The organism is Bradyrhizobium sp. GW821-FHT13H05 (genome assembly GCF_058804065.1).
The window spans coordinates 273079-291931 of sequence record NZ_JBXAPO010000005.1 but is presented as its reverse complement, the minus strand read 5'-3'; the positions used below and the strand labels follow the sequence as shown (position 1 = coordinate 291931).

Below are 18853 nucleotides of genomic sequence, written 5' to 3'. Positions count from 1 at the left end.
ATGAAGCTACGCCAGATCGCGCACTCACGAACCGGCGACAAGGGCAATGTCTCGACCATATCGGTCATCGCCTTCGACGAGGCGGACTATCCGCTCATCGCCGAACAGGTCACGGCGGCGCGCGTGGCCGAGCTCTTCGCCGACATCGTGACAGGGCCGGTCACACGTTACGAGCTGCCGGGACTCGGCGCCTTGAACTTCGTCATGAGGGGCGCACTCGGCGGTGGCGTCACCCGGTCGCTGGCACTGGACGCCCACGGCAAGGGGCTCAGCTCGGCGCTGCTCGACCTCGACCTCCCCGCTCCGGCACGCTCGGGAGACGGTGCGGTCTGACGCGGCAATCATCATCAGGAAAGAGGGGATCGGCAATGATCACAAGACGTGGATTTCTCGCCGGCATGGCGTCGGCGGTGAGCCTGCCTTCCATCGCGCGCGCCCAGGGCGCTTCGGTTCTCAAATTCGCTCCGCAGTCCGACGTGGCGATCCTCGATCCGATCCTGAGCGTGTCCTACGTCACGCGAAATCACGCGCTGATGATCTTTGACACGCTCTATGGCGCCGACGAGCACAATCGCGCACAGCCGCAGATGGTCGAGGGCCATCTCGTCGAGCAGGACGGCCTTCAGTGGACGCTCACCCTGCGCGAGGGGCTGCTGTTCCACGACGGGACGCCGGTGCTCGCCCGCGACGTGGTCGCCAGCCTGAAGCGATGGTGGAAGCGCGACAATGTCGGTCAGGTGCTGGCGGCGAGCACGGACGAGCTCTCGGCGGTGTCCGATCGCGCCATTCGTTTCCGGCTCAAGGCCCGTTTCCCGATGCTGCCGGATGCGCTCGGGAAATTCGGGACCAACAACGCCGTGATCATGCCTGAGCGGCTCGCGCTGACGGAGCCTACGGTTCAGGTCACCGAGATGGTCGGCAGCGGTCCCTATCGCTTCGTGCCGGGAGAGCGCGTTTCCGGCAGCCGGCTCGTCTACGAGAAATTCTCCGGCTACGTGCCGCGTCCGAGCGGGCCGACCAGCGCACTGGCCGGTCCGAAGCTCGCCCATTTCGACCGTGTCGAATGGATCGTCATGCCGGACGTCGCCACGGCGGCATCGGCTCTGCAGACCGGCGAGATCGACTGGTGGGAGCAGCCGGCCTCGGACTATTGGGATCTCCTCGCGGCGAACAGGAACGTCAAGCTCGACCAGATCGACACGTTCGGATCGGCCGGCGTCATTCGCTTCAACTTCTTGCAGGGACCGACCAGCAACGTGCTCGTGCGGCGAGCCGTGCTCGCGGCGATCAGCCAAAAGGACGTCATGACCGCCGTCATTGGCGAGGATCCCAAGCGCTGGAAAGACAGGGTCGGCTTCTTTCTCCCGGGCACACCGATGGCGAGCGGGGTCGGCCTCGACGCGCTGAAGGAGCCGCCGGACAGGGATGCGGCGCGGCGCCTGCTCAAGGAAGCCGGCTACAAGGGAGAGCCGCTCGTCTACCTCGTGCCCGGAGACCTCGCCACGCTCAAGATCCAGGGCGAGGTCGTCACGGACGCCCTGAAGAAGGCCGGCTTCAACATCGACATGCAGGTGATGGATTGGGGCACGGTGCTCGCCCGTGCCAACAACCGCCAGGCGCCGGACAAGGGCGGCTGGCATCTGGTCGGCACCTTCACCGCCGGCGCGGGCCTGCTCAATCCGTCGAGCAACAATTTCCTGCGCGGCAGCGGTGCGTCCGCCATTTTCGGCTGGTCCGACATCCCGCGTCTGGAAGAACTGCGTGTGGATTGGTTCCGGGCCCCGGACGAGCCTGCCCAGGCCGCGATCTGCGCCGAGATCCAACGCGTCGCCTTCGAAACCCTGCCTTACGCACCGACCGGCCTGTACTTCCAGCAGACGGCCTATCGCAGCAATCTGACGGGCGTGCAGAAAGGGCTGCCGCTATTCTATGGAGTACGCAGGATATGAGTGCCGACATCGCACAACCGCGCCGCTACGTTCCCCGCGGTGAGGACTTCCTGCTGCTCTCGCCGACCTGGCAGGCCTATGTCTACCGCAATGTCGACAGCATGTTCGCGACGCGCCGCATCGCGCGGGGTCAGCATGTCTTTCCCCTCGCGCGCGGTTCCGAGATTGCGCCGGAATACCAGCTGGACGGCGAACGTCGTGGCGTCGAGGACTACATCCATCGGACCAATATCGCCGGGCTGCTGGTGCTGCACGGCGACACCATCCGGCTCGAGCGCTATGCGCTCGGGCTGGAGGAGCAGCTGCGCTGGTCGTCGATGTCGATGATCAAGTCGCTGACCTCGACGCTGGTTGGCGCCGCCTTGCAGGACGGCGCCATCGCGAGCCTCGACGATGCGGTCTCGCGTCATCTGCCAGCGCTGGGCGGCAGCGCCTACGATGCGGTGAGCGTGCGCAGCCTCATCACCATGTCGTCCGGCGTCGACTGGAACGAAGACTACACCGACCGCAACTCGCACGTGAACCGCTACAGCAAATCCCTGGGCGACAAGGTACCCGGCGGGGTACTGGCGTTGATGCGCAGCGTGCGGGGCCTGCATTCGCCCGGTACGCAGTTCAACTACAATACCGGCGATTCCTACGTTCTCGGTGCGCTGCTGTCCGCGGCAACCGGGCAGACGCTGGCCGACTATATGTCTCGCAAGATCTGGTCCCGGTTCGGGATGGAGTTCGACGCGTTCTATACGCTCGAATCGGAGGGCGGGCAGGAGATCGGCGGAAGCCGCGCCGGCATGACGCTGAGGGACTTTGGCCGTTTCGGCGCCTTCCTGCTCCAGGGAGGCATGATCGGCGGCGAGCGCGTCCTTCCGGAGGGATGGCTCGATGCCGCCGGCTCGCGCGCCTTCACGCTCGATCCGGCGACGAATTCCTACGGCGCCGATGGCTACGGCTACAGTTGGTGGATCGATCCGGACGGCGCCATGGTCGCGTCCGGCTTCGCTGGCCAGACGCTCTACGTCAATCGCGCGGCGAATGTTGTGATCGTGACCCTGTCATGCCACCCGCAACCACCGTTCGCCGCGAGCTACGGCGTGGACTTCAAGACCGAGCGTTTCGCCTTCAAGCGGGCTGTGCTCGGCTGTCTTTGATACACTGCTTCGGAGGTCGCTCCGCCGCATCAAGGGGGTGACGGCTGGATCAATACAGCTGCACCGGCAGGACGTCGCCGCTCGCCGCCACCTTACGGCGGCGCCATCTGCGACATCGTCGGCGCGGCCTCAGACCAGAAGTCGCATCAGAAAGCAGTGAGGTTCGAAAGGCTCAATACAGCAGGAGCGGCGACCATGCCTCTCCGTCGCGGCCGACCGTGAGCTCCCAGGTGTCGCCGGCGGCGAGATCAAGGACGTTCGTGGTGGCTGGACGGCCGGGCACGCTCACCTCGTAGGAATATTTGCCGGGCTGCAGATCCAGCGACACCGCGTGGGCACCGGCGGCGCGCGTGATGGTCCGCTGGTTGATCGTGAGCGCGGCGTCGGTCTCGCTGATATTGGAGAACACCAGCTTGGCCTGGCCGGGCTCGGGCATGACGTTCGCGTTGGTCGCGACGGCCGTGTTCTTCTGCACGAGGTTGACCGCGGTGCTGGTGTCCTTGCGGTCGAGCGCCAGCATGCCGGGTCCGAGCGGGGAGACGAAGGCGAGCTGGACGTGATCGGCGGAGATCACCGCGCCATCGTGTTGTTCCTGCCAGCCGAGCTTTCCGAGCTCGGTGCGGTAGAAGGCGAGGACGTTGCTGACATCGGCGGGCACGGTCGCTTCGAGCTTGGTGCGGAGTGGCGTCTCAACGCCCTGGACGACGGTGGTGTGGATTCCCCTGTAGCTGTAACGGGTCGGCGCGGGCAGCTTGGTGTCGGGATCGGGCACGAGCTCGGCCGAGAACAGCGCCGACAGATGCGGCCCCCAGGCGCTGGCGCTGGCCGCGAGCATGCAGCTTCCAAGGAAGACGAGGCCGCACGCGAACGCCCGCCATCGTGCCGAGGCTTGCGCCCCGGGCCTTACCGTCCGCATCTCACTCTCCAGGAATGTCGCGCATCGTGTCATCGCGCGATGGATAACGGCTGCGACACCGTCGGCGCGACCTCTGGCCAACTAGTCGCGGCGGGAAAGGGGCCGGTTCAAGGGCAGGGATTACCGGCGGGCCGAAACCCGTCCGCTTTCGACGTCAAAGACCTCGCCGCCTGCGCCAATCTCGGCAAACGCGGCGGGGTCCGCGCCGGTCAGCCACACCTGTGCGCCGAGCTTGCGCAACTCGTCGAACAGCGCCGCGCGGCGGTTCGGATCGAGATGGGCGACGACCTCGTCGAGCAGCAGCAGCGGCACGATGCCGGTCATCTCGGCGACCAGCGTCGCGTGCGCCAGCACGAGGCCGATCAGAAGCGCCTTCTGCTCGCCGGTCGAGGCATCGCGCGCCGGCATGCTTTTCGGCGCGTAGATGACCTGGAGATCGGTCAGATGCGGGCCGTCGGTGGTGCGGCCGGCGATGGCATCGCGCGGGCGGTTGTCGCGCAGGATCTGGCGGTAGCGATCCTCGACCGAGGTCGCGGTCTCGTTGAGCAGCGCGTTCTCCATCCAGCCGTCGAGCGCGATTTGCGCGGAGGGAAAGGCGGATTGCTGCGCGCGCGCGCTGAGCATGCCGGTCAGCCGCGCCGCCGTCTGGCCGCGCGTTGCGGCCACCGCGACCGCAAGCTCGGCGGTCTCGCGCTCGATCGCGTCACACCAATGGTCGTCGTAATTGCGCGTCTCGAGCAGGCGGTTGCGCGAGCGCAGCGAACGTTCGAGCGCGTTGATGCGGCTGGAATGCTCGCTGTCGATGGCGAGCACGAGGCGATCGAAGAAGCGCCGCCGCTCCGAGCCTGCGCCCATGAACAGCCCGTCCATCGCCGGCGTCAGCCACACCATGCGGATATGATCGCCGAAGGCGGTGGCTGAATTCACCGGCTCACGGTCGATGCGGACGCGCCGGCTGACCGCGGTGTCTGCGCGCGGCGGATCGATGCCGGTGCCGAGCGTGGCGAGCCCCAGCGCGCCCTCGACCTGCGCCGAGACCGCCCAGGAGCCGTCGCCCTGGTTGTCGGCGACGTCTTCCAGCGTGGCGCGCCGCAGGCCGCGCCCCGGCGACAGGAACGAGATCGCCTCGATGCAATTGGTCTTGCCCGCCCCGTTCGGCCCGACCAGCGCCACCATGTCAGCCGCCGCCTCGAGCCCCGCCGCCCGATAATTGCGAAAATGCGTCAGCGTCAGGCGATGAATGCGGGAGGGGGTCATCAGTTCTTCGTCATTGACGCGGTTCTTCCCCTCTCCCCTTGTGGGAGAGGGTGGCGCCTCACGAAGTGAGGCGACGGGTGAGGGGTATCTTACCGCCCGGCGAGCTTTGCAAGGATGTCCTCCAGGACGGAAGTGGGCTGTTGCAACACGTCGTTGTTCCAGTAGCGCGCAATCGAGAAACCTTCAGCGGAAAGTGCGGCTTCGCGAGCTGCATCACGTAGCGAATCTAAGTGCTGGCTTCCATCGATCTCGATCACAACACGCTTCTCGAAGCAGACGAAGTCGAGAATGTAGGTCTTGAACGGGACCTGCCGACGGAACTTGAAGGCAGAGAGTTGACGGTGTCTTAGCAGGCGCCACATTGCCGCTTCCGCATCCGTCGGTTCGTGCCGCATGTTCTTCGCAAATTGGCGGAGACGTTTGGGGACTGGCCGATGGGATGGCTCCTGCGGCACGAACCCCTCACCCGACTGAGTGTGCATCCGCCAGCGGAGATGCCCTCTCCCACAAGGGGAGAGGGCACAGCAACGTGCATCGCGCTTGTTTAGACGGGGAAAGCTGTAGCTTCACCCTCTCCCCCTGTGGGAGAGGGTGGCTTCGCGCAGCGAAGCCGCGTGAGGGGTTGTCTCCACAGAGCAGGTGTCGCGAGAGGAGGACCACGTCCCTCACACCCGCATCGGCATCAGCACGTACAGCGCGCTCTTGTCGTCGCGGTCCTGCACCAGCGTCGGCGAACCCGGGTCGGCGAGCCGGAGCGTTGCGACGTCGCCTTCGATCTGGGCGGCGATGTCGAGCAGATAGCGGGAGTTGAAGCCGATATCGAGGGCGTCGGAGGCGTATTCGACCTCGAGCTCTTCGGTCGCGCTGCCGGAATCCGGGTTGGTCACCGACAGCACCAGCTTGCCCGGCGACAGCGAGAGCTTCACGGCGCGGCCGCGCTCGCTTGAAATCGTGGATACGCGGTCGACCGCGTTCTCAAAGTCCTTCTTGTCGACGACGAGTTCCTTGTCGTTGCCCTGCGGGATGACGCGGCCATAGTCGGGGAAGGTGCCGTCGATCAGTTTCGAGGTCAGCACCACATTGCCGATGGTGAAGCGGATTTTGGCCTGCGACAGCTCGATCGTCATCTCGGCTTCGGTGTCCTCGATCAGGCGCTGTACCTCACCGACCGTCTTGCGCGGCACGATCACGCCGGGCATGCCCTCGGCGCCCTTGGGCTGAACCAGGTCGAGCTGGGCGAGGCGATGGCCGTCGGTGGCGACGCCGCGCAAGGTCGCTGCCTTCGCGGAGCCTGCGGCATGCAGATAGATGCCGTTGAGATAATAGCGCGTCTCTTCCGTCGAGATCGCGAACTGGGTGCGGTCGATCAGCCGCTTGACGTCCTTGGCGGCGAGGTTGAACGAATGCGACATGTCGCCGGCGGCCAGATCCGGGAAATCATTCTCCGGCAGCGTTTGCAGCGTGAAGCGCGAGCGGCCGGCACGGATCGCCAGCACGGCGCGGTCGCCGTCGGCCTCCAGCACGATCTGCGAGCCATCAGGCAGCTTGCGCACGATGTCGTAGAACATGTGTGCCGGCACGGTGGTGGATCCGGCCGTGGCGGTTTCCGCCGGCAGCGTTTCCGTCACCTCGAGGTCGAGGTCGGTCGCCTTCAGCGACAATTTCGCATTCTCGGCCCGGACCAGCACGTTGCCGAGGATCGGAATCGTGTTGCGGCGCTCGACCACGCGATGGACATGGCCCAGTGACTTCAGGAGTTGCGCGCGTTCGACCGTAACCTTCATTGCACTACTCGCCCGATCCCCAAAGATGAAAAAGCCGGGCAGCCGAAAAGCGCCGCGGCACCGTAGACCCCGGAAAGCCGGGTCATCCAGCCGATATGACCAAAGCCGTCAGGGTCGCGCAAGGTGGCTCGGATGGCCCCCGGATTCAAGGGAGCGGGGGCCAGTTCCCCACGATTTACAGGCAGAAACACCTCCGCCGCCCAGGCATAGGTCTGCTCCCTCGCCCCGCTTGCGGGGAGAGGGTTGGGGTGAGGGGGAATCTCCGCGAGGGAGGTGAGAGTTGGACATGCCGAGAGTCCCCCTCACCCGGAATCCGCGCTGTGCGCGCATTTCACCTCTCCCCGCAAGCGGGGAGAGGTGAAAAGAAGAAATAGGCCTTTATTCCTGAAGCTGGCGCTTCAGCGACTCCACTTCTTCCGACAGCGTGGTGTCCTTGGAGACCAGCGCCTCGATCTTGCGCACCGCGTGCAGCACCGTGGTGTGGTCGCGTCCGCCGAAGCGGCGGCCGATCTCGGGCAGCGAGCGCAGGGTCAGCGTCTTGGCGAGGTACATCGCCACCTGGCGCGGGCGGACCACGTTGGCGGTGCGGCGCGACGACAGCAGGTCGGAGCGGCTGACATTATACTGCCGCGCCACCACGCGCTGGATGTCTTCGATCTTGATCCGCTTCGGCTCCTGCGGCCGGATCAGGTCGCGCACCTCGTGCTCCGCCATCTCCAGCGTCACCGGCCGGTTGTTGAGCTTCGAGTGCGCCAGCAGGCGGTTGATCGCGCCTTCGAGATCCCGGCCGTTATGGGTGATGGCGCGGGCCAGATAGGTCAGCACCTCCTCAGGCACCTCGAACGTCGCATGGTGGGCGCGGGCCGCCGCGACGCGCGACTTCAGGATGCCGTGGCGCAGCTCTTCGCCGAGCGAACCCATCTCGACCACGAGGCCGCCGGCTAGCCGCGAGCGGACGCGATCGTCGAGGCTTTCGAGGTCGGACGGCGGACGGTCGGCCGCGATCACGACCTGGCGGCCGGCGTCGATCAGCGCGTTCAGCGTGTGACAGAACTCAGCCTGGGTCGACTTGCCCTGCAGGAACTGGAGATCGTCGATAACAAGCACGTCGATGCCGCGCAGCGCTTCCTTGAAGGCGAGCGCCGTCTGCGTCTTCAGTGCGGCGACGAAGCCGTACATGAATTTTTCAGCCGTGAGATAGAGCACCTTGCGCTCGTTGCCGGAATTGCCGGCCCAGGTCACCGCCTGCAACAGATGCGTCTTGCCGAGGCCGACGCCGGCATGGATGTAGAGCGGATTGAACATCACGGGGTCGCCGCGGCGTCCTTCGGCAACCTGGCGCGCCGCCGCATGGGCCAGCGTGTTGGAGCGGCCGACGACGAAGCTCGCAAAGGTCAGGCGCGGATCGAGCGGCGAGCCGCCGAGCGCATCATGATTGGCCGAGACCGGCGCGGTCGCGGTCGAGCGCAGCTCGGCAGCGGGCGCACGACGCACCTCGACCGGTGCCGGCGCCTCCTTCGGCTGCACGACCGGGCGCACAGCGGAACGGACGGTGAGATCGATGCGATGCACTTCGGGCATCTCGGCCTGCCAGCACGACAGCACGCGCTCGGCGTAATGGGCCTGGATCCAGCTCTTCAGGAAGCGGGTGGGAACCGAGAGCCGCACGCTCTCCTCCTGCACGCCTTCCAGGTCCATGCGCGCAAACCAGCTCGTATAGACGTCTTCGCCAACGCTCGAGCGCAGCCGACCCTTCACGCGTGACCAGCGATCCTGTTCCGATGTGTTCATCACTAAAAACTTCTCTTGAGAGATTTGGTTGCGTTGTGAGCGCCATGCAGGGTTCCTGCCGGAATCCCCAACATGGCGCGACCTCAAGCGAGTCCATCTTCAGGCATGGCTCGACCGTTCGGCGAAAGCCGCCGCGGGTCAGATCAGCGATGTCCGGGATGGATGGTTCGCGAGGTCAGCGCGTACTCGACGCGTCCCCGCAGATCGGAGGTTGAGCACAGGACGGATCGGAGACGGCATCGTCGAACGATGGAATTTGTGTCAATACCGCGTTGAATCCGTAGGACATGATACCTCCCCGTCCTGCCGTGATCGCTCACGGCAAGGTCCTGCGTAAGAGACAACCGCGTCGTAATCCTGTCGCGGATGTCTTGCCCGTCTGCACTGTTTGTCCGCTCGGCTTCGCCAATCACGCGTGTCGGGGTAGCTGAAAGATGTCCCTCATTTGCGCTTGGCGCGAGCGGGATGCATAAGATCCCGCTTGGAGACATTCAGACAAAAAGCTACCGTTCCCACATTGCTGTGGGTTTTGAACCGACAATCGCTTGTTGAAGCGTCGCCAACGTGCACACCGCCGCCGATTTGCACGCTCGCCCCGTTTCTAAAACCGCGCTGGTCTCAAGATCGTGGGCGCTGCGGACGACCTAAGGAATACACCAAGCGGAAAGACTCGCAACGAAATTGATTCAGAGTTGAGGCGTTTAAAAACTTGACCAGCGTTAACGCCGCGCGCGAGTTGTTCACAGGCTTGCGACCAAGTTTTTGGATTCGTGCACAGATTCGAAAATGCGGCGCGTCGTGTGACAATTCTCCGCCGCTGCCAAAAATTTTTTACAAAAGCGTCACGCGCGCGACGCGCGATCGAATTTTCCAAATGCTTGTCGATGCTATGTCGATAAGTTGTTCGCGAGACATCGTTTTTTGAGTCTCGTTTCACAGGGTAACTCCACCTCGCGAGCGTTCCGGTGAAACTACGGTGTGCAGAACTCGCGCGCGCACAAATTCAACTTGCGCCCGCGCCGCAGGGGTTTTTCGCAGCGCAGTGAAAGTTTCCGCTGTTGCAAAATCGCGCGCAAGTAAAACTACGGAACGCATCATAGTGCGGACGACGCAAATCTTCCAATCGAAGATTGCGAGCTGCATGACCGCTTGCGTGAATATGACAGGCAACAAAAAGCCCGGCGCGAGGCCGGGCTGATTGACGAGCGCGATGTCGATCGGATCGACCGTTCAGATGATCTCAACCAAATCGCTTGGCGAACTCTGCGCCGCGGACTTACTTGGCGAGCTTGGCGATCTGCGCGGTGAGCCGCGAGACTTTGCGGCTGGCGTTGTTTTTGTGAATGATGTTGCGCTGGGCGGCGCGCATCAAGGCGGGCTCGGCGTTCGCCAGCGCCTGGACGGCGGCGGCGCGGTCGCCGGTCTTGATGGCTTCCTCGACGTTGCGCACGGCGCCGCGCATCTGGGTGCGGCGCGACTTGTTGACGGCGGTGCGGCGGGCGATCTTGCGCGTCGCTTTCTTGGCGGAAGTGGTATTGGCCATGGTCTCAATATCCTTTGCGGGTACCGGTCGCGTCTGGGTCGGGTAGCGCCGGCTTGCTTGACCGCGGAATCGACGCTCGGATTTAGGGTGTTCGGTTGCTAGGCTGTTCCCGGAACATGAGGCCTCGAAGGGCCCAAAAGCCCAAAGGAGCCTGCAACTGCTCAAAGAACAGCGGCGGCAGGATTGCGCCCACCGCCAGTTGGCGCCCTTATAGAGAGGGTCTGTGGCACCGTCAACGCTTTCCGGGCTGGAAAACCGGCCCCAGGCGGGCTGGATCGGTGCCGTAACGCCCTGAAGAGGTTGAATTTCTGCCGCCTTGCGGCTATTGGCTGGCGGCGTTTTCTGACGTCGTCCGATCGGACGAGCGTATAAGGTGGGGCATGATCCGCGGCTTTTTTCGACTGATTGGGCTGTTGCTGCTCGCCGGCGGGTTCATCTTCATGGTCTATGACGGTGCCCGCTGGGTGGCCGACCAGACCCTGAAGTTCACCCGGTTCGGCCAGTTCTGGAACGACATCAATCAGACCAGCCAGACGGCATTCCGAACCTGGGTCGAGGCCAAGGCGCCCTGGCTCTGGACCTCGGTGATCCGCCTGGTGCTGGACCAGCCGGTTTTTGCCGTGCTCGGCCTTCTCGGCATCCTGCTGATGATCCTGTTCCGCCCGCGCCGGCCGCTGATCGGCTATTCCCGGGATTGATCTTCAGTTCCCGCCGGGACCGAGCTTTCGCGCATGCGGCGCCGTAACAAGGCTGCCCCTTCGCGCGTAAAGACCTATATTCCCACCTGATCGCGAGCACGCCGCCTGAGCACTTGGCCCAGGCGACGCACAGCTCGTTGCGGAGATCCGATCATGCTGTTCATGCGCAAGACCACCGCATTGCCGAGCGCAGCTGAAGCGCTGCCCGGCCGTGCGCAAGCCATCCCGACCGCGACCATCCATTTCGTCAACGGCAGCAAGCTGCAAAAGCCTTATCCCGCCGGCCTCGAGCAGGCCGTGTTCGGGCTCGGCTGCTTCTGGGGCGCCGAGCGAAAGTTCTGGGAGCTCGGCGACGGCATTTACACCACCGCGGTCGGCTACGCCGGCGGCCACACGCCGAACCCGACCTATGAAGAGACCTGCTCGGGACGCACGGGCCACACCGAAGTGGTGCTGGTCGTGTTCGATCCGAAGAAGATCTCTTACGAGAAGCTCCTGAAGACGTTCTGGGAGAGCCACAACCCGACGCAGGGCATGCGTCAGGGCAACGACGTCGGCACGCAGTACCGAAGCGCGATCTACACGACCTCGGATGCGCAGAAGAATGCGGCTGATGAGTCGAAGGCGCTCTATCAGAAGGCGCTCGCGGCCAAAGGCCTCGGTGCCATCACCACCGAGATTGCGCCTGCCGGCGAATTCTATTTTGCCGAGGACTACCATCAGCAATATCTGGCGAAGAACCCCGCCGGCTATTGCGGCCTCGGCGGCACCGGCGTGTCTTGTCCCATCGGCGTGGGTGTGAGTGCGTAAGCCAACCACGAAGGTGGTGCACCTCTCCCGCTTGCGGGAGAGGTCGGCGCGCTCGAAGAGCGCGGCGGGTGAGGGTTCTTTCCTCTGGGGGATTGTCCCGTCGTGGAGATACCCTCTCCCCAACCCTCTCCCGCAGGCGGGAGAGGGGGCGCACCGCGCTCGTAAAGCGCGGCGTCGTTCCACAGCCGCCCCCCTCAACGCTTTATTAACCATAACCAGTGCATCACTGAAGCTGTCTCGTTTCGAGGGATAGGTCCGGTGCCAGTTGCACGCGCGTTTCGATCGTCGATCTCGGCAGTGGTCCTGGCAGCGTCCGCCGCGCTGAGCCTTGGCGGCTGCATGCAGACCGCCGGCCCCGTCGCCTATGTGCAGCCGCGCCCCGATCTCGACGGCATGGCCTATGGCCAGCCCTATAGCGCTCCGCAACCGGTCGTCGTTGCCAACAGCGGCGGCGGCGCCATCGCCGCGCTCAGCAATTCCTTTGCCTCTTCACCTGCGCCCATGCCGGTCGGTTATGCCGCGCCGATGGCGGCGCCCATGCGCTACGACGCCTCCTATCATCTCGACGCCGGCGACAAGCTGCGCGTCGTGGTCTATGGCCAGGAAGGTCTCACCAACAGCTACGCCATCGACGCCGGCGGCTCCATCACCATGCCGCTGATCGGCGCAGTTCCCGCGCGCGGCCGCACCACCGCGGGCCTTGCCGGCGAAATCGCCGCGCGCCTGCGCAACGGCTATATCCGCGAGCCCTCGGTCGCCGTCGAGATCGACACCTACCGCCCGTTCTTCATTCTCGGCGAAGTCTCAGCGCCGGGCCAATATCCTTACGTGCCGAACATGACCGTCGAAAGCGCGGTCGCGATCGCCGGCGGCTTCTCGCCCCGCGCCAAGCGCGACGTGGTCACCATCACGCACACCGAGAACGGCGGCTCGATGCGCGCCATCGTACCGCTCGGCACGCCGCTTGCGCCTGGTGACACCGTGTTCGTCGGCGAGCGCTGGTTCTAGCTCACCTTCTGAAATCCAGCCGTCCGTTCGGAAAACATCCATCGATGCGCGCCGCATCGACCACGCAACCGACCCATGGCCGCATGATCGCCGGGTTGGTCAGGTTGATGTATTTCCCGAGCAGGCGCGCGCCCTCGCACGCGGCATCGATCAGTCCGTGCCGGCGGCCATGGTCCCAGTCGAAACGCAGATAGATCCGGTTCCCCACGACGCGAACTTCCGCGCGCCCCTGCTTCCATGTCTCCGGCGTATCACCCGCAATGGTCGGATCGGCGCCGCCATTCCAGCGGCTCGCCCAGATGCCCTCGAGCGGATCGGCGCGCGCAGGGAGGTCCGCCCAATGCTCCGCATTGACGTCGGCGGCATCGCCGGCAAGTGCGGCGGTTGCGGCATAGTCCTTGACGTCGTGATCGTTCGGCTCGGGGACGTCCATCGTGCCGAAGGGATTGCGAATGTCGATGTTCGTATTGGCCTGCTGCATGGCGTTCTCCCGGCGTGAATTGGCTTGGACAGCCAGCTCTATCGCCGTGCGTCGGGAGGCAGCCACCCGATTCCCGCTCTCGCGTTACGTCAAATGCTTCGCGAAAAATTCCAGACTGCGCGGCCAGGCGATCTCCGAGCTCGCCTTGTCGTAGCTCGGCCGCTCGTCGCAATGAAAGCCGTGCTGCGCGCCGGGATAGATGAAGACCTCGACATCCGGCCGCTTTGCCTTGACGGTCCCGACGTCGGTCAGGGGAATGCCGGCGTCCTTCTCGCCGAAATGCAGTTGCGTCGGCACCTTCGGCGTCTCGTCGGCAAAGCGCACGACGGCGCCGCCGTAATAGCCGATCGCGGCCTTCAGGCCGGTCAATCGCGTCGCCGCGACGAAGGCGATGCTGCCGCCCAGACAAAAGCCGATGATGCCGACCGGACCGATCGTCTTCACGGCATCGATCGCGGCCTGCGTGTCGCGTAACATCGCATCCCAATCCGGACTGGCGACGAACTTGCGCGCCTCGGCGATCTCGTCGGGGGTGTAGCCCGACTGGAAGTTGGGAGAGGTACGGTCGAAGATCGACGGCGCGATCGCGACATAGCCTTCCCCGGCCAGCCGATCGCAGACCGAGCGGATGTGATGATTGACCCCGAAAATTTCCTGGATCACCACCACCGCGCCCTTCGGGCTGCCGGCGGGATCAGCGCGATAGGCGCCGAGCTGGAAATTGTCGGAGGCGGTCAATTTGAGGTCTTGTCCCACGCGGGTTGTCCTTTTTGGCTATTGGTCGTTCACTCGTTCCACAAACTCGTCATGCCCGGGCTTGTCCCGGGCATCCACGTCTTTGCTTCCGCCTTAGAAGAACGTGGATGGCCGGGACAAGCCCGGCCATGACGCTGTCGCAACTTCAGCGGACAACGGCGTTGCCGCCATATGCGATTGGCCTGCGTGATGCGCGGCCGCGCTCACTCCCACATCCAGTTCTCGCCAAAATCCTCCTTCCATCCCGCCAGCCGTCCGTGGCGGAATTGCAGGAACAGGCGGTGGCGGTAGGGGATCAGTCCGCTGCCGCCGAGGTTGCGAAGCGCGAGGTAGATCTCGTTGCCGGGTCGTCCCCGCACATATTGCAGAGGCTGCCCCAGCGCGCGCGCCGTTTGCTCGGCGTCCATGCCGAAGGCGAGCGGACTATTGTTCGACAATGTCGTGACGAAGGGCTGGCGCGGCGGCATGGTGCCGAACGGCTCGGCCTGCGCTGAGGCAGACATCGATAGCAACACGGCGCCCGCAGCCAACATCGCTCGCTTCATTGCCGGAAAATCCCTCTGGCCAGCTTATCCCGGCAAGTTCTTCAGGAAAGGCAGCACCGCGTCAACAAAAGCCTGGGGCTGGTCGATGTTGACGGCGTGTCCGGCCGCGGGGATCACGATTTTTTGTGCGCCGGGGATCTTTGCGGCCATGTAGTCGGACGCGGCGAGGAACGGGGTGTCGTCGGCGCCGACCACGATCAGGCTGGGCACCTTGATGTCGGGGAGCAGCTCGATCACGCGCGCGTCGCGCTGGGTCATCATGCCGCGTGCCGCAAGCGCCAGCCCCTTGGCGTTGCGATGGCTGGCGGTGGCGCGCTCGCGCGTTGCGGATTTCAGCATCGCCAATCCCTCCCGGTCGAGCTTGTCGGCGGTGCCGAGCGCGCGTGCGTTCCAGGCTTCGCGCGCATCGTCCTTCTTGAAGCCGGGGCCGGTGTCGATGATCAAAGGTGCGCGGGCGCGATGCGGATACGCGCGATAGAAAGCGAGCGACATGTAGCCGCCGAGCGAGAGGCCGCCGATGATGGCCCGTTCGGCGCCGACAGCATCGAGGATCGCCGCGATGTCGCCGACGGTCAGCGCTTCGCTGTAGGCCGTGGGATCATCGGGATAGTCGGACTGGCCGTGGCCGCGCATGTCCCACAGGATCAGCTTGTGGTCCTTTGCGAGCGCATCGACCTGCCCGTGCCACATCGCCGAGGTCGATGAGTAGCCGTGGGTCAGCAGCAATGGCGGACCGTTGCCGTGAACTTCGTAATAGATCCCGACGCCGTTCCGATTGATCTTCGGCATTCCGCCCACCCTTGTTGTTTGTCTTGTTTCCTCGCGCATCCTAGCCCGCCAAGTTACTTGGAGGAAACCGTCGTGCCGCGATGACATGCATGTCTGACACGCTCTTTGTTTGCGTCCAGTCGCTGCATCAGTTCCGTTCTCGCAACGCACAACATCCAGACGCCGAGTGGTTTCGACCGATTCCAAATTGCATTTGCCTCCGCGGCTGAACGCGATCATTCTTGGCGCCAAGGCCGGCGCCAGCTCGGTGGGCGTCCGCCAACACAAGTTGCCGCCGTAAGCGGCTTCATGCACCGGCAGGGGAAGACGCCTATGCCAACTCTCACCATCAACGGGCGGAGTCTGTCCGTGGATGCGGCGAACGACACGCCGCTCCTCTGGGCGATCCGCGAGCAATTGCAGATGACCGGTACCAAGTTCGGCTGCGGTGCCGGGCTGTGTGGTGCCTGCACCGTGCACGTCAACGGCGAAGCCGTGCGCTCGTGCCAGACCATGGTCGGCGATGTCGCCGGCAAGAAGATCACCACCATCGAAGGCCTCTCCGCCAAGGGCGATCATCCCTTGCAGAAGGCATGGATCGCCGAGCAGGTTCCGCAATGCGGCTACTGCCAGTCCGGACAGATCATGCAGGCGGCGTCGTTGCTCGCGAAGAATTCCAACCCGACCAAGGACGAGGTCGTCGCGCATATGGACGGCAATCTCTGCCGCTGCATGACCTATTCGCGGATCCAGAAGGCGATCATGCGCGCCGCATCCGAGATGCGCACCGCATCCGCCTCCGGCAATGAGCGGAGGCCCACATGAATAAGCACATCAAGAACGTGAGCCCCGAGGCGACCGATCTCAGCCGCCGTTCCTTCCTCGTCGGCACCGCTGCCGCCGGCCTCGTGCTCGGCTATGCCGGCGTGCCCGGCATCGGTGAAGCGCTTGCTGCGCCTTCCAACTTCGAGCCGAGCGTGTGGTATGCGATTTCGCCTGACGGTCTCGTTACCGTGACCTGCGGCAAGGCCGATATGGGCCAGCACATCGCCTCCACCATGGCGCAGATCGTCTGCGAAGAGCTCGGCGCCAAATGGAGCGACATGCGGGTCAACCTTGCCTCCAACGACCCGAGGTTCAACGATCCCGTGCTGGGCGCGCAGATCACCGGCGGAAGCTGGTCGACCATGATGAACTTCGAGGCGATGAGCCGCGCGGGTGCTGCCGGCCGGATCGCGCTGACGGAGGCCGCCGCCGCAGCCATGGGCCTGCCGCCCTATTTCAAGGACCAGCTCGTCGTGCGCGACTCCATGGTCTCGCATCCGAAATCGAAGAAGCAGATGTCGTTTGCCGACATCGTCAAGAGCGGCAAGGCGACCAGGACCTTCACGCCTGATGAGCTCAAGGCGATCAAGCTGAAGACGCCGGATCAATACACCATGATCGGCGTGTCGGTGCCGCAGCTCGACATCCCCTCCAAGACCAACGGCACGGCCAAGTACGGCATCGACGTGATGCTGCCCGGCATGGCCTACGGCAAGGTGGTGACCCCGCCGGTGCGCTTCGGCGCGACGGTGAAATCGGTCGACGACAGCGAAGCCAAAAAGGTACCGGGCTTCATCAAGGCCGTGATCCTCGACGACAAGACCGGAACCACCTCGGGCTGGGTCGTCGCGGTGGCCGGCACCTATGCCAATGCACGCAAGGCGGCGGACGCGCTGAAGATCGCCTATGACGGCGGTCCGAACGCAAAACTGTCGAGCCAGTCGCTGCTCGATGAAGCCAAGCGGCTTCAGAAGCTGGAGGATTCCGGCCAGTTCTTTGTCAAGGACGGCGATCCCGCAGCCGCCTTCGGCTCGGCGGCCAAGGTGGTCGAAGCCGAGTACACCACCAGCATCAACATCCACGCACCGCTCGAGCCGATGAACGCCACCGCGGAGTTCAAGGGCGAGATCCTGCACATCTATTCCGGCAACCAGTTCGCGACGCGCTCCGGCGCGATTGCGGCGGGGGCGGCCGGGATCGATCCGAAGTTCGTGGTCATGCACCAGCATTGGCTCGGCGGCGGCTTCGGCCGGCGGCTCGATGCCGACATGATGGTCCCCGCCGTGCAGGCGGCGAAGGCGGTCGGCAAGCCGGTGAAGGTGATCTACTCGCGCGAGAACGACATGACGATGGATTTCTCGCGTCCGCTCACCTACCAGAAAGTGAAGGCCGGCGTTGACGGCGACGGCAAGCTCACAGCGCTCAGCCACGACGTGGTCTCGGCCTGGCCGACCGCGCGCTGGGGAATCCCCGATTTCCTCACGCCCTCGGTCGACAAGAAGGGTCCGCTTGATTCCTTCACGGTGAACGGTGCCGACTTCTTCTACACCGTGCCCAACCATCATGTGCGCGCGATCAAGAACGAGCTCGCGCACAATGCCACGCCGTCCGGGCAGCTTCGCTCGGTGGCGCCCGGCTGGACCTTCTGGGCGGTCGAAAGCATGATCGACGAGATCGCGGCTGCGACCGGCAAGGACCCTGCGCTGTTCCGCATCGCGCTGCTCGACGGCAAGGGCAAGAACGACGGCGGCGCGCAGCGCTTGCGCAACACGCTGCTCGCCGCGATGGGCTTGTCTGGCTACGGCACCAAGCAACTCCCCAAGGGAGAAGGCATGGGCGTGGCCTGCGTTTCCTCGCAGGAGCGCGCAACCGCGAGCTGGACGGCCTGTGTCGCCCATGTCGCGGTGGCCGCATCGGGCGAGGTGACCGTGAAGAAGCTCACGGTCGCAACCGATGTTGGCACGCAGGTGCATCCCGACAACATCCGCGCCCAGGTCGAGGGCGCGGCGCTGTGGGGCCTGTCGCTGGCGATGTACGAGAAGGCGACGCTGAGGGACGGTGGCATCGAGCAGACCAATTTCGACAGCTACACGCCCTTGCGCATGAGCCAGATGCCCGAGGTCGCAGTCGCCGTGATCGCCAACGGCGAGAAGGCCACCGGCGTCGGCGAGCCCGCGGTGACGGTGGTCGCCCCGGCCATCGGCAACGCCATCTTCAACGCCTCAGGCGCCCGCGTCCGGGCCCTGCCGATCACGGCCGAGGCCGTGAAGGGTGCGATGAAGGCATAGGCCGGCTGCAAGCTGCTTGAGACAATCCGCCGGAGGTGAGCCTCCGGCGGATTTGTTTTGGAGGGCACTTCCACAAGCTCGCTGTCATTCCCCGTGAAGGCGGGGAATCCAGTACGCCGCGGCTTCTCGGTGAATCGCAGACGTCTCGGCGTACTGGGTCGCCCGGTCAAGCCGGGCGACGACAGCTGAGGGCTGGGCGGGAGGGAACCCAAAAAATCCCGTTTATTTTCAACGCTATCTCTACTGTGCATGGGGTTGTTTCACGCATCTACAGTTCCCGCCAAGG

The 18853-nt window shown here is 64.6% G+C and carries 18 protein-coding genes; 8 read left to right on the top strand and 10 right to left on the bottom strand.

Annotation, left to right across the window (positions count from 1 at the left end; genetic code table 11):
- Genes AC1RR3_RS18085 through AC1RR3_RS18075 form a run of 3 tightly spaced genes read left to right on the top strand, consistent with a single transcriptional unit; the run spans position 1 to position 3097 of the window.
- The gene (locus tag AC1RR3_RS18085) at positions 1-333 is read left to right on the top strand and encodes an AtuA-related protein (RefSeq protein WP_492824467.1); all 333 of its coding nucleotides are present in this window, start codon (positions 1-3) and stop codon (positions 331-333) included.
- Between the two features lie 35 nt (positions 334-368).
- Positions 369-1949, top strand: coding sequence for an ABC transporter substrate-binding protein (locus AC1RR3_RS18080; RefSeq protein WP_492824466.1), 1581 nt, complete (start codon positions 369-371; stop codon positions 1947-1949).
- The gene (locus tag AC1RR3_RS18075; RefSeq protein ID WP_492824465.1) at positions 1946-3097 is read left to right on the top strand and encodes a serine hydrolase domain-containing protein; all 1152 of its coding nucleotides are present in this window, start codon (positions 1946-1948) and stop codon (positions 3095-3097) included. Before AC1RR3_RS18080 ends, AC1RR3_RS18075 begins: the two co-directional genes overlap by 4 nt.
- A gap of 172 nt (positions 3098-3269) precedes the next feature.
- Here the strand turns inward: AC1RR3_RS18075 and AC1RR3_RS18070 are convergent, their stop codons facing one another.
- From AC1RR3_RS18070 to rpsT, 6 genes are all read right to left on the bottom strand, one after another.
- Entirely contained in the window at positions 3270-4013 is a 744-nt protein-coding gene (locus AC1RR3_RS18070; RefSeq protein ID WP_492824464.1) for a hypothetical protein, read from the bottom strand.
- Between the two features lie 120 nt (positions 4014-4133).
- Entirely contained in the window at positions 4134-5270 is a 1137-nt protein-coding gene (gene recF, locus AC1RR3_RS18065) for a DNA replication/repair protein RecF (protein WP_492824463.1), read from the bottom strand.
- An 89-nt stretch (positions 5271-5359) separates the two neighbouring features.
- A complete protein-coding gene (locus tag AC1RR3_RS18060; protein ID WP_492824462.1) occupies positions 5360-5725 on the bottom strand; it encodes an endonuclease domain-containing protein in 366 nt (121 codons plus the stop codon).
- A 210-nt stretch (positions 5726-5935) separates the two neighbouring features.
- Complete coding sequence (gene dnaN, locus AC1RR3_RS18055; protein WP_492824461.1) at positions 5936-7054, bottom strand: DNA polymerase III subunit beta; 1119 nt, start codon at positions 7052-7054, stop codon at positions 5936-5938.
- 378 nt (positions 7055-7432) lie between these two features.
- Positions 7433-8845: a chromosomal replication initiator protein DnaA gene (gene dnaA / locus AC1RR3_RS18050; protein ID WP_492824460.1), complete on the bottom strand. Its 1413-nt coding sequence runs from the start codon at positions 8843-8845 to the stop codon at positions 7433-7435.
- Between the two features lie 1276 nt (positions 8846-10121).
- Positions 10122-10388, bottom strand: coding sequence for a 30S ribosomal protein S20 (rpsT, locus tag AC1RR3_RS18045; RefSeq protein ID WP_008136028.1), 267 nt, complete (start codon positions 10386-10388; stop codon positions 10122-10124).
- Between the two features lie 380 nt (positions 10389-10768).
- On the opposite strand from rpsT, the gene AC1RR3_RS18040 reads away from it, so the two are divergent.
- The 3 genes from AC1RR3_RS18040 to AC1RR3_RS18030 all read left to right on the top strand — a co-directional run bounded on the left by AC1RR3_RS18040 (position 10769) and on the right by AC1RR3_RS18030 (position 12904).
- Positions 10769-11086 (top strand): hypothetical protein, encoded by a 318-nt coding sequence (locus AC1RR3_RS18040; RefSeq protein WP_492824459.1) that lies wholly within the window; start codon positions 10769-10771, stop codon positions 11084-11086.
- A gap of 153 nt (positions 11087-11239) precedes the next feature.
- Positions 11240-11896 carry a peptide-methionine (S)-S-oxide reductase MsrA gene (gene msrA, locus AC1RR3_RS18035; RefSeq protein ID WP_492824458.1) on the top strand — a complete coding sequence of 219 codons (657 nt, stop codon included), beginning with the start codon at positions 11240-11242 and terminating at the stop codon, positions 11894-11896.
- A gap of 258 nt (positions 11897-12154) precedes the next feature.
- Positions 12155-12904, top strand: coding sequence for a polysaccharide biosynthesis/export family protein (locus AC1RR3_RS18030; RefSeq protein ID WP_492824457.1), 750 nt, complete (start codon positions 12155-12157; stop codon positions 12902-12904).
- Position 12905: 1 nt separating this feature from the next.
- Here the strand turns inward: AC1RR3_RS18030 and AC1RR3_RS18025 are convergent, their stop codons facing one another.
- The 4 genes from AC1RR3_RS18025 to AC1RR3_RS18010 all read right to left on the bottom strand — a co-directional run bounded on the left by AC1RR3_RS18025 (position 12906) and on the right by AC1RR3_RS18010 (position 15475).
- A complete protein-coding gene (locus tag AC1RR3_RS18025) occupies positions 12906-13385 on the bottom strand; it encodes a hypothetical protein (protein ID WP_492824456.1) in 480 nt (159 codons plus the stop codon).
- 84 nt (positions 13386-13469) lie between these two features.
- The gene (locus AC1RR3_RS18020) at positions 13470-14141 is read right to left on the bottom strand and encodes a dienelactone hydrolase family protein (protein ID WP_492824455.1); all 672 of its coding nucleotides are present in this window, start codon (positions 14139-14141) and stop codon (positions 13470-13472) included.
- A 203-nt stretch (positions 14142-14344) separates the two neighbouring features.
- Positions 14345-14686 (bottom strand): hypothetical protein, encoded by a 342-nt coding sequence (locus AC1RR3_RS18015; protein WP_492824454.1) that lies wholly within the window; start codon positions 14684-14686, stop codon positions 14345-14347.
- A 24-nt stretch (positions 14687-14710) separates the two neighbouring features.
- The gene (locus AC1RR3_RS18010; RefSeq protein WP_492824453.1) at positions 14711-15475 is read right to left on the bottom strand and encodes an alpha/beta fold hydrolase; all 765 of its coding nucleotides are present in this window, start codon (positions 15473-15475) and stop codon (positions 14711-14713) included.
- A 312-nt stretch (positions 15476-15787) separates the two neighbouring features.
- Between AC1RR3_RS18010 and AC1RR3_RS18005 the strand changes: the two genes are divergently transcribed.
- Both AC1RR3_RS18005 and AC1RR3_RS18000 read left to right on the top strand, forming a co-directional pair.
- Positions 15788-16279 carry a (2Fe-2S)-binding protein gene (locus tag AC1RR3_RS18005; protein ID WP_492824452.1) on the top strand — a complete coding sequence of 164 codons (492 nt, stop codon included), beginning with the start codon at positions 15788-15790 and terminating at the stop codon, positions 16277-16279.
- Positions 16276-18567 (top strand): xanthine dehydrogenase family protein molybdopterin-binding subunit, encoded by a 2292-nt coding sequence (locus tag AC1RR3_RS18000; RefSeq protein WP_492824451.1) that lies wholly within the window; start codon positions 16276-16278, stop codon positions 18565-18567. The genes AC1RR3_RS18005 and AC1RR3_RS18000 overlap by 4 nt, the downstream gene beginning before the upstream one ends.
- The last annotated feature ends 286 nt before the right edge of the window (positions 18568-18853 follow it).

Coding starts and splice junctions, on each gene's coding strand:
- AC1RR3_RS18085 (WP_492824467.1), top strand. CDS start 1: ATGAAGCTACGCCAGATCGCGCACTCACGAACCGGCGACAAGGGCAAT.
- AC1RR3_RS18080 (WP_492824466.1), top strand. CDS start 369: ATGATCACAAGACGTGGATTTCTCGCCGGCATGGCGTCGGCGGTGAGC.
- AC1RR3_RS18075 (WP_492824465.1), top strand. CDS start 1,946: ATGAGTGCCGACATCGCACAACCGCGCCGCTACGTTCCCCGCGGTGAG.
- AC1RR3_RS18070 (WP_492824464.1), bottom strand. CDS start 4,013: ATGCGGACGGTAAGGCCCGGGGCGCAAGCCTCGGCACGATGGCGGGCG.
- recF (WP_492824463.1), bottom strand. CDS start 5,270: ATGACCCCCTCCCGCATTCATCGCCTGACGCTGACGCATTTTCGCAAT.
- dnaN (WP_492824461.1), bottom strand. CDS start 7,054: ATGAAGGTTACGGTCGAACGCGCGCAACTCCTGAAGTCACTGGGCCAT.
- dnaA (WP_492824460.1), bottom strand. CDS start 8,845: ATGAACACATCGGAACAGGATCGCTGGTCACGCGTGAAGGGTCGGCTG.
- rpsT (WP_008136028.1), bottom strand. CDS start 10,388: ATGGCCAATACCACTTCCGCCAAGAAAGCGACGCGCAAGATCGCCCGC.
- AC1RR3_RS18040 (WP_492824459.1), top strand. CDS start 10,769: ATGATCCGCGGCTTTTTTCGACTGATTGGGCTGTTGCTGCTCGCCGGC.
- msrA (WP_492824458.1), top strand. CDS start 11,240: ATGCTGTTCATGCGCAAGACCACCGCATTGCCGAGCGCAGCTGAAGCG.
- AC1RR3_RS18025 (WP_492824456.1), bottom strand. CDS start 13,385: ATGCAGCAGGCCAATACGAACATCGACATTCGCAATCCCTTCGGCACG.
- AC1RR3_RS18015 (WP_492824454.1), bottom strand. CDS start 14,686: ATGAAGCGAGCGATGTTGGCTGCGGGCGCCGTGTTGCTATCGATGTCT.
- AC1RR3_RS18010 (WP_492824453.1), bottom strand. CDS start 15,475: ATGCCGAAGATCAATCGGAACGGCGTCGGGATCTATTACGAAGTTCAC.
- AC1RR3_RS18005 (WP_492824452.1), top strand. CDS start 15,788: ATGCCAACTCTCACCATCAACGGGCGGAGTCTGTCCGTGGATGCGGCG.
- AC1RR3_RS18000 (WP_492824451.1), top strand. CDS start 16,276: ATGAATAAGCACATCAAGAACGTGAGCCCCGAGGCGACCGATCTCAGC.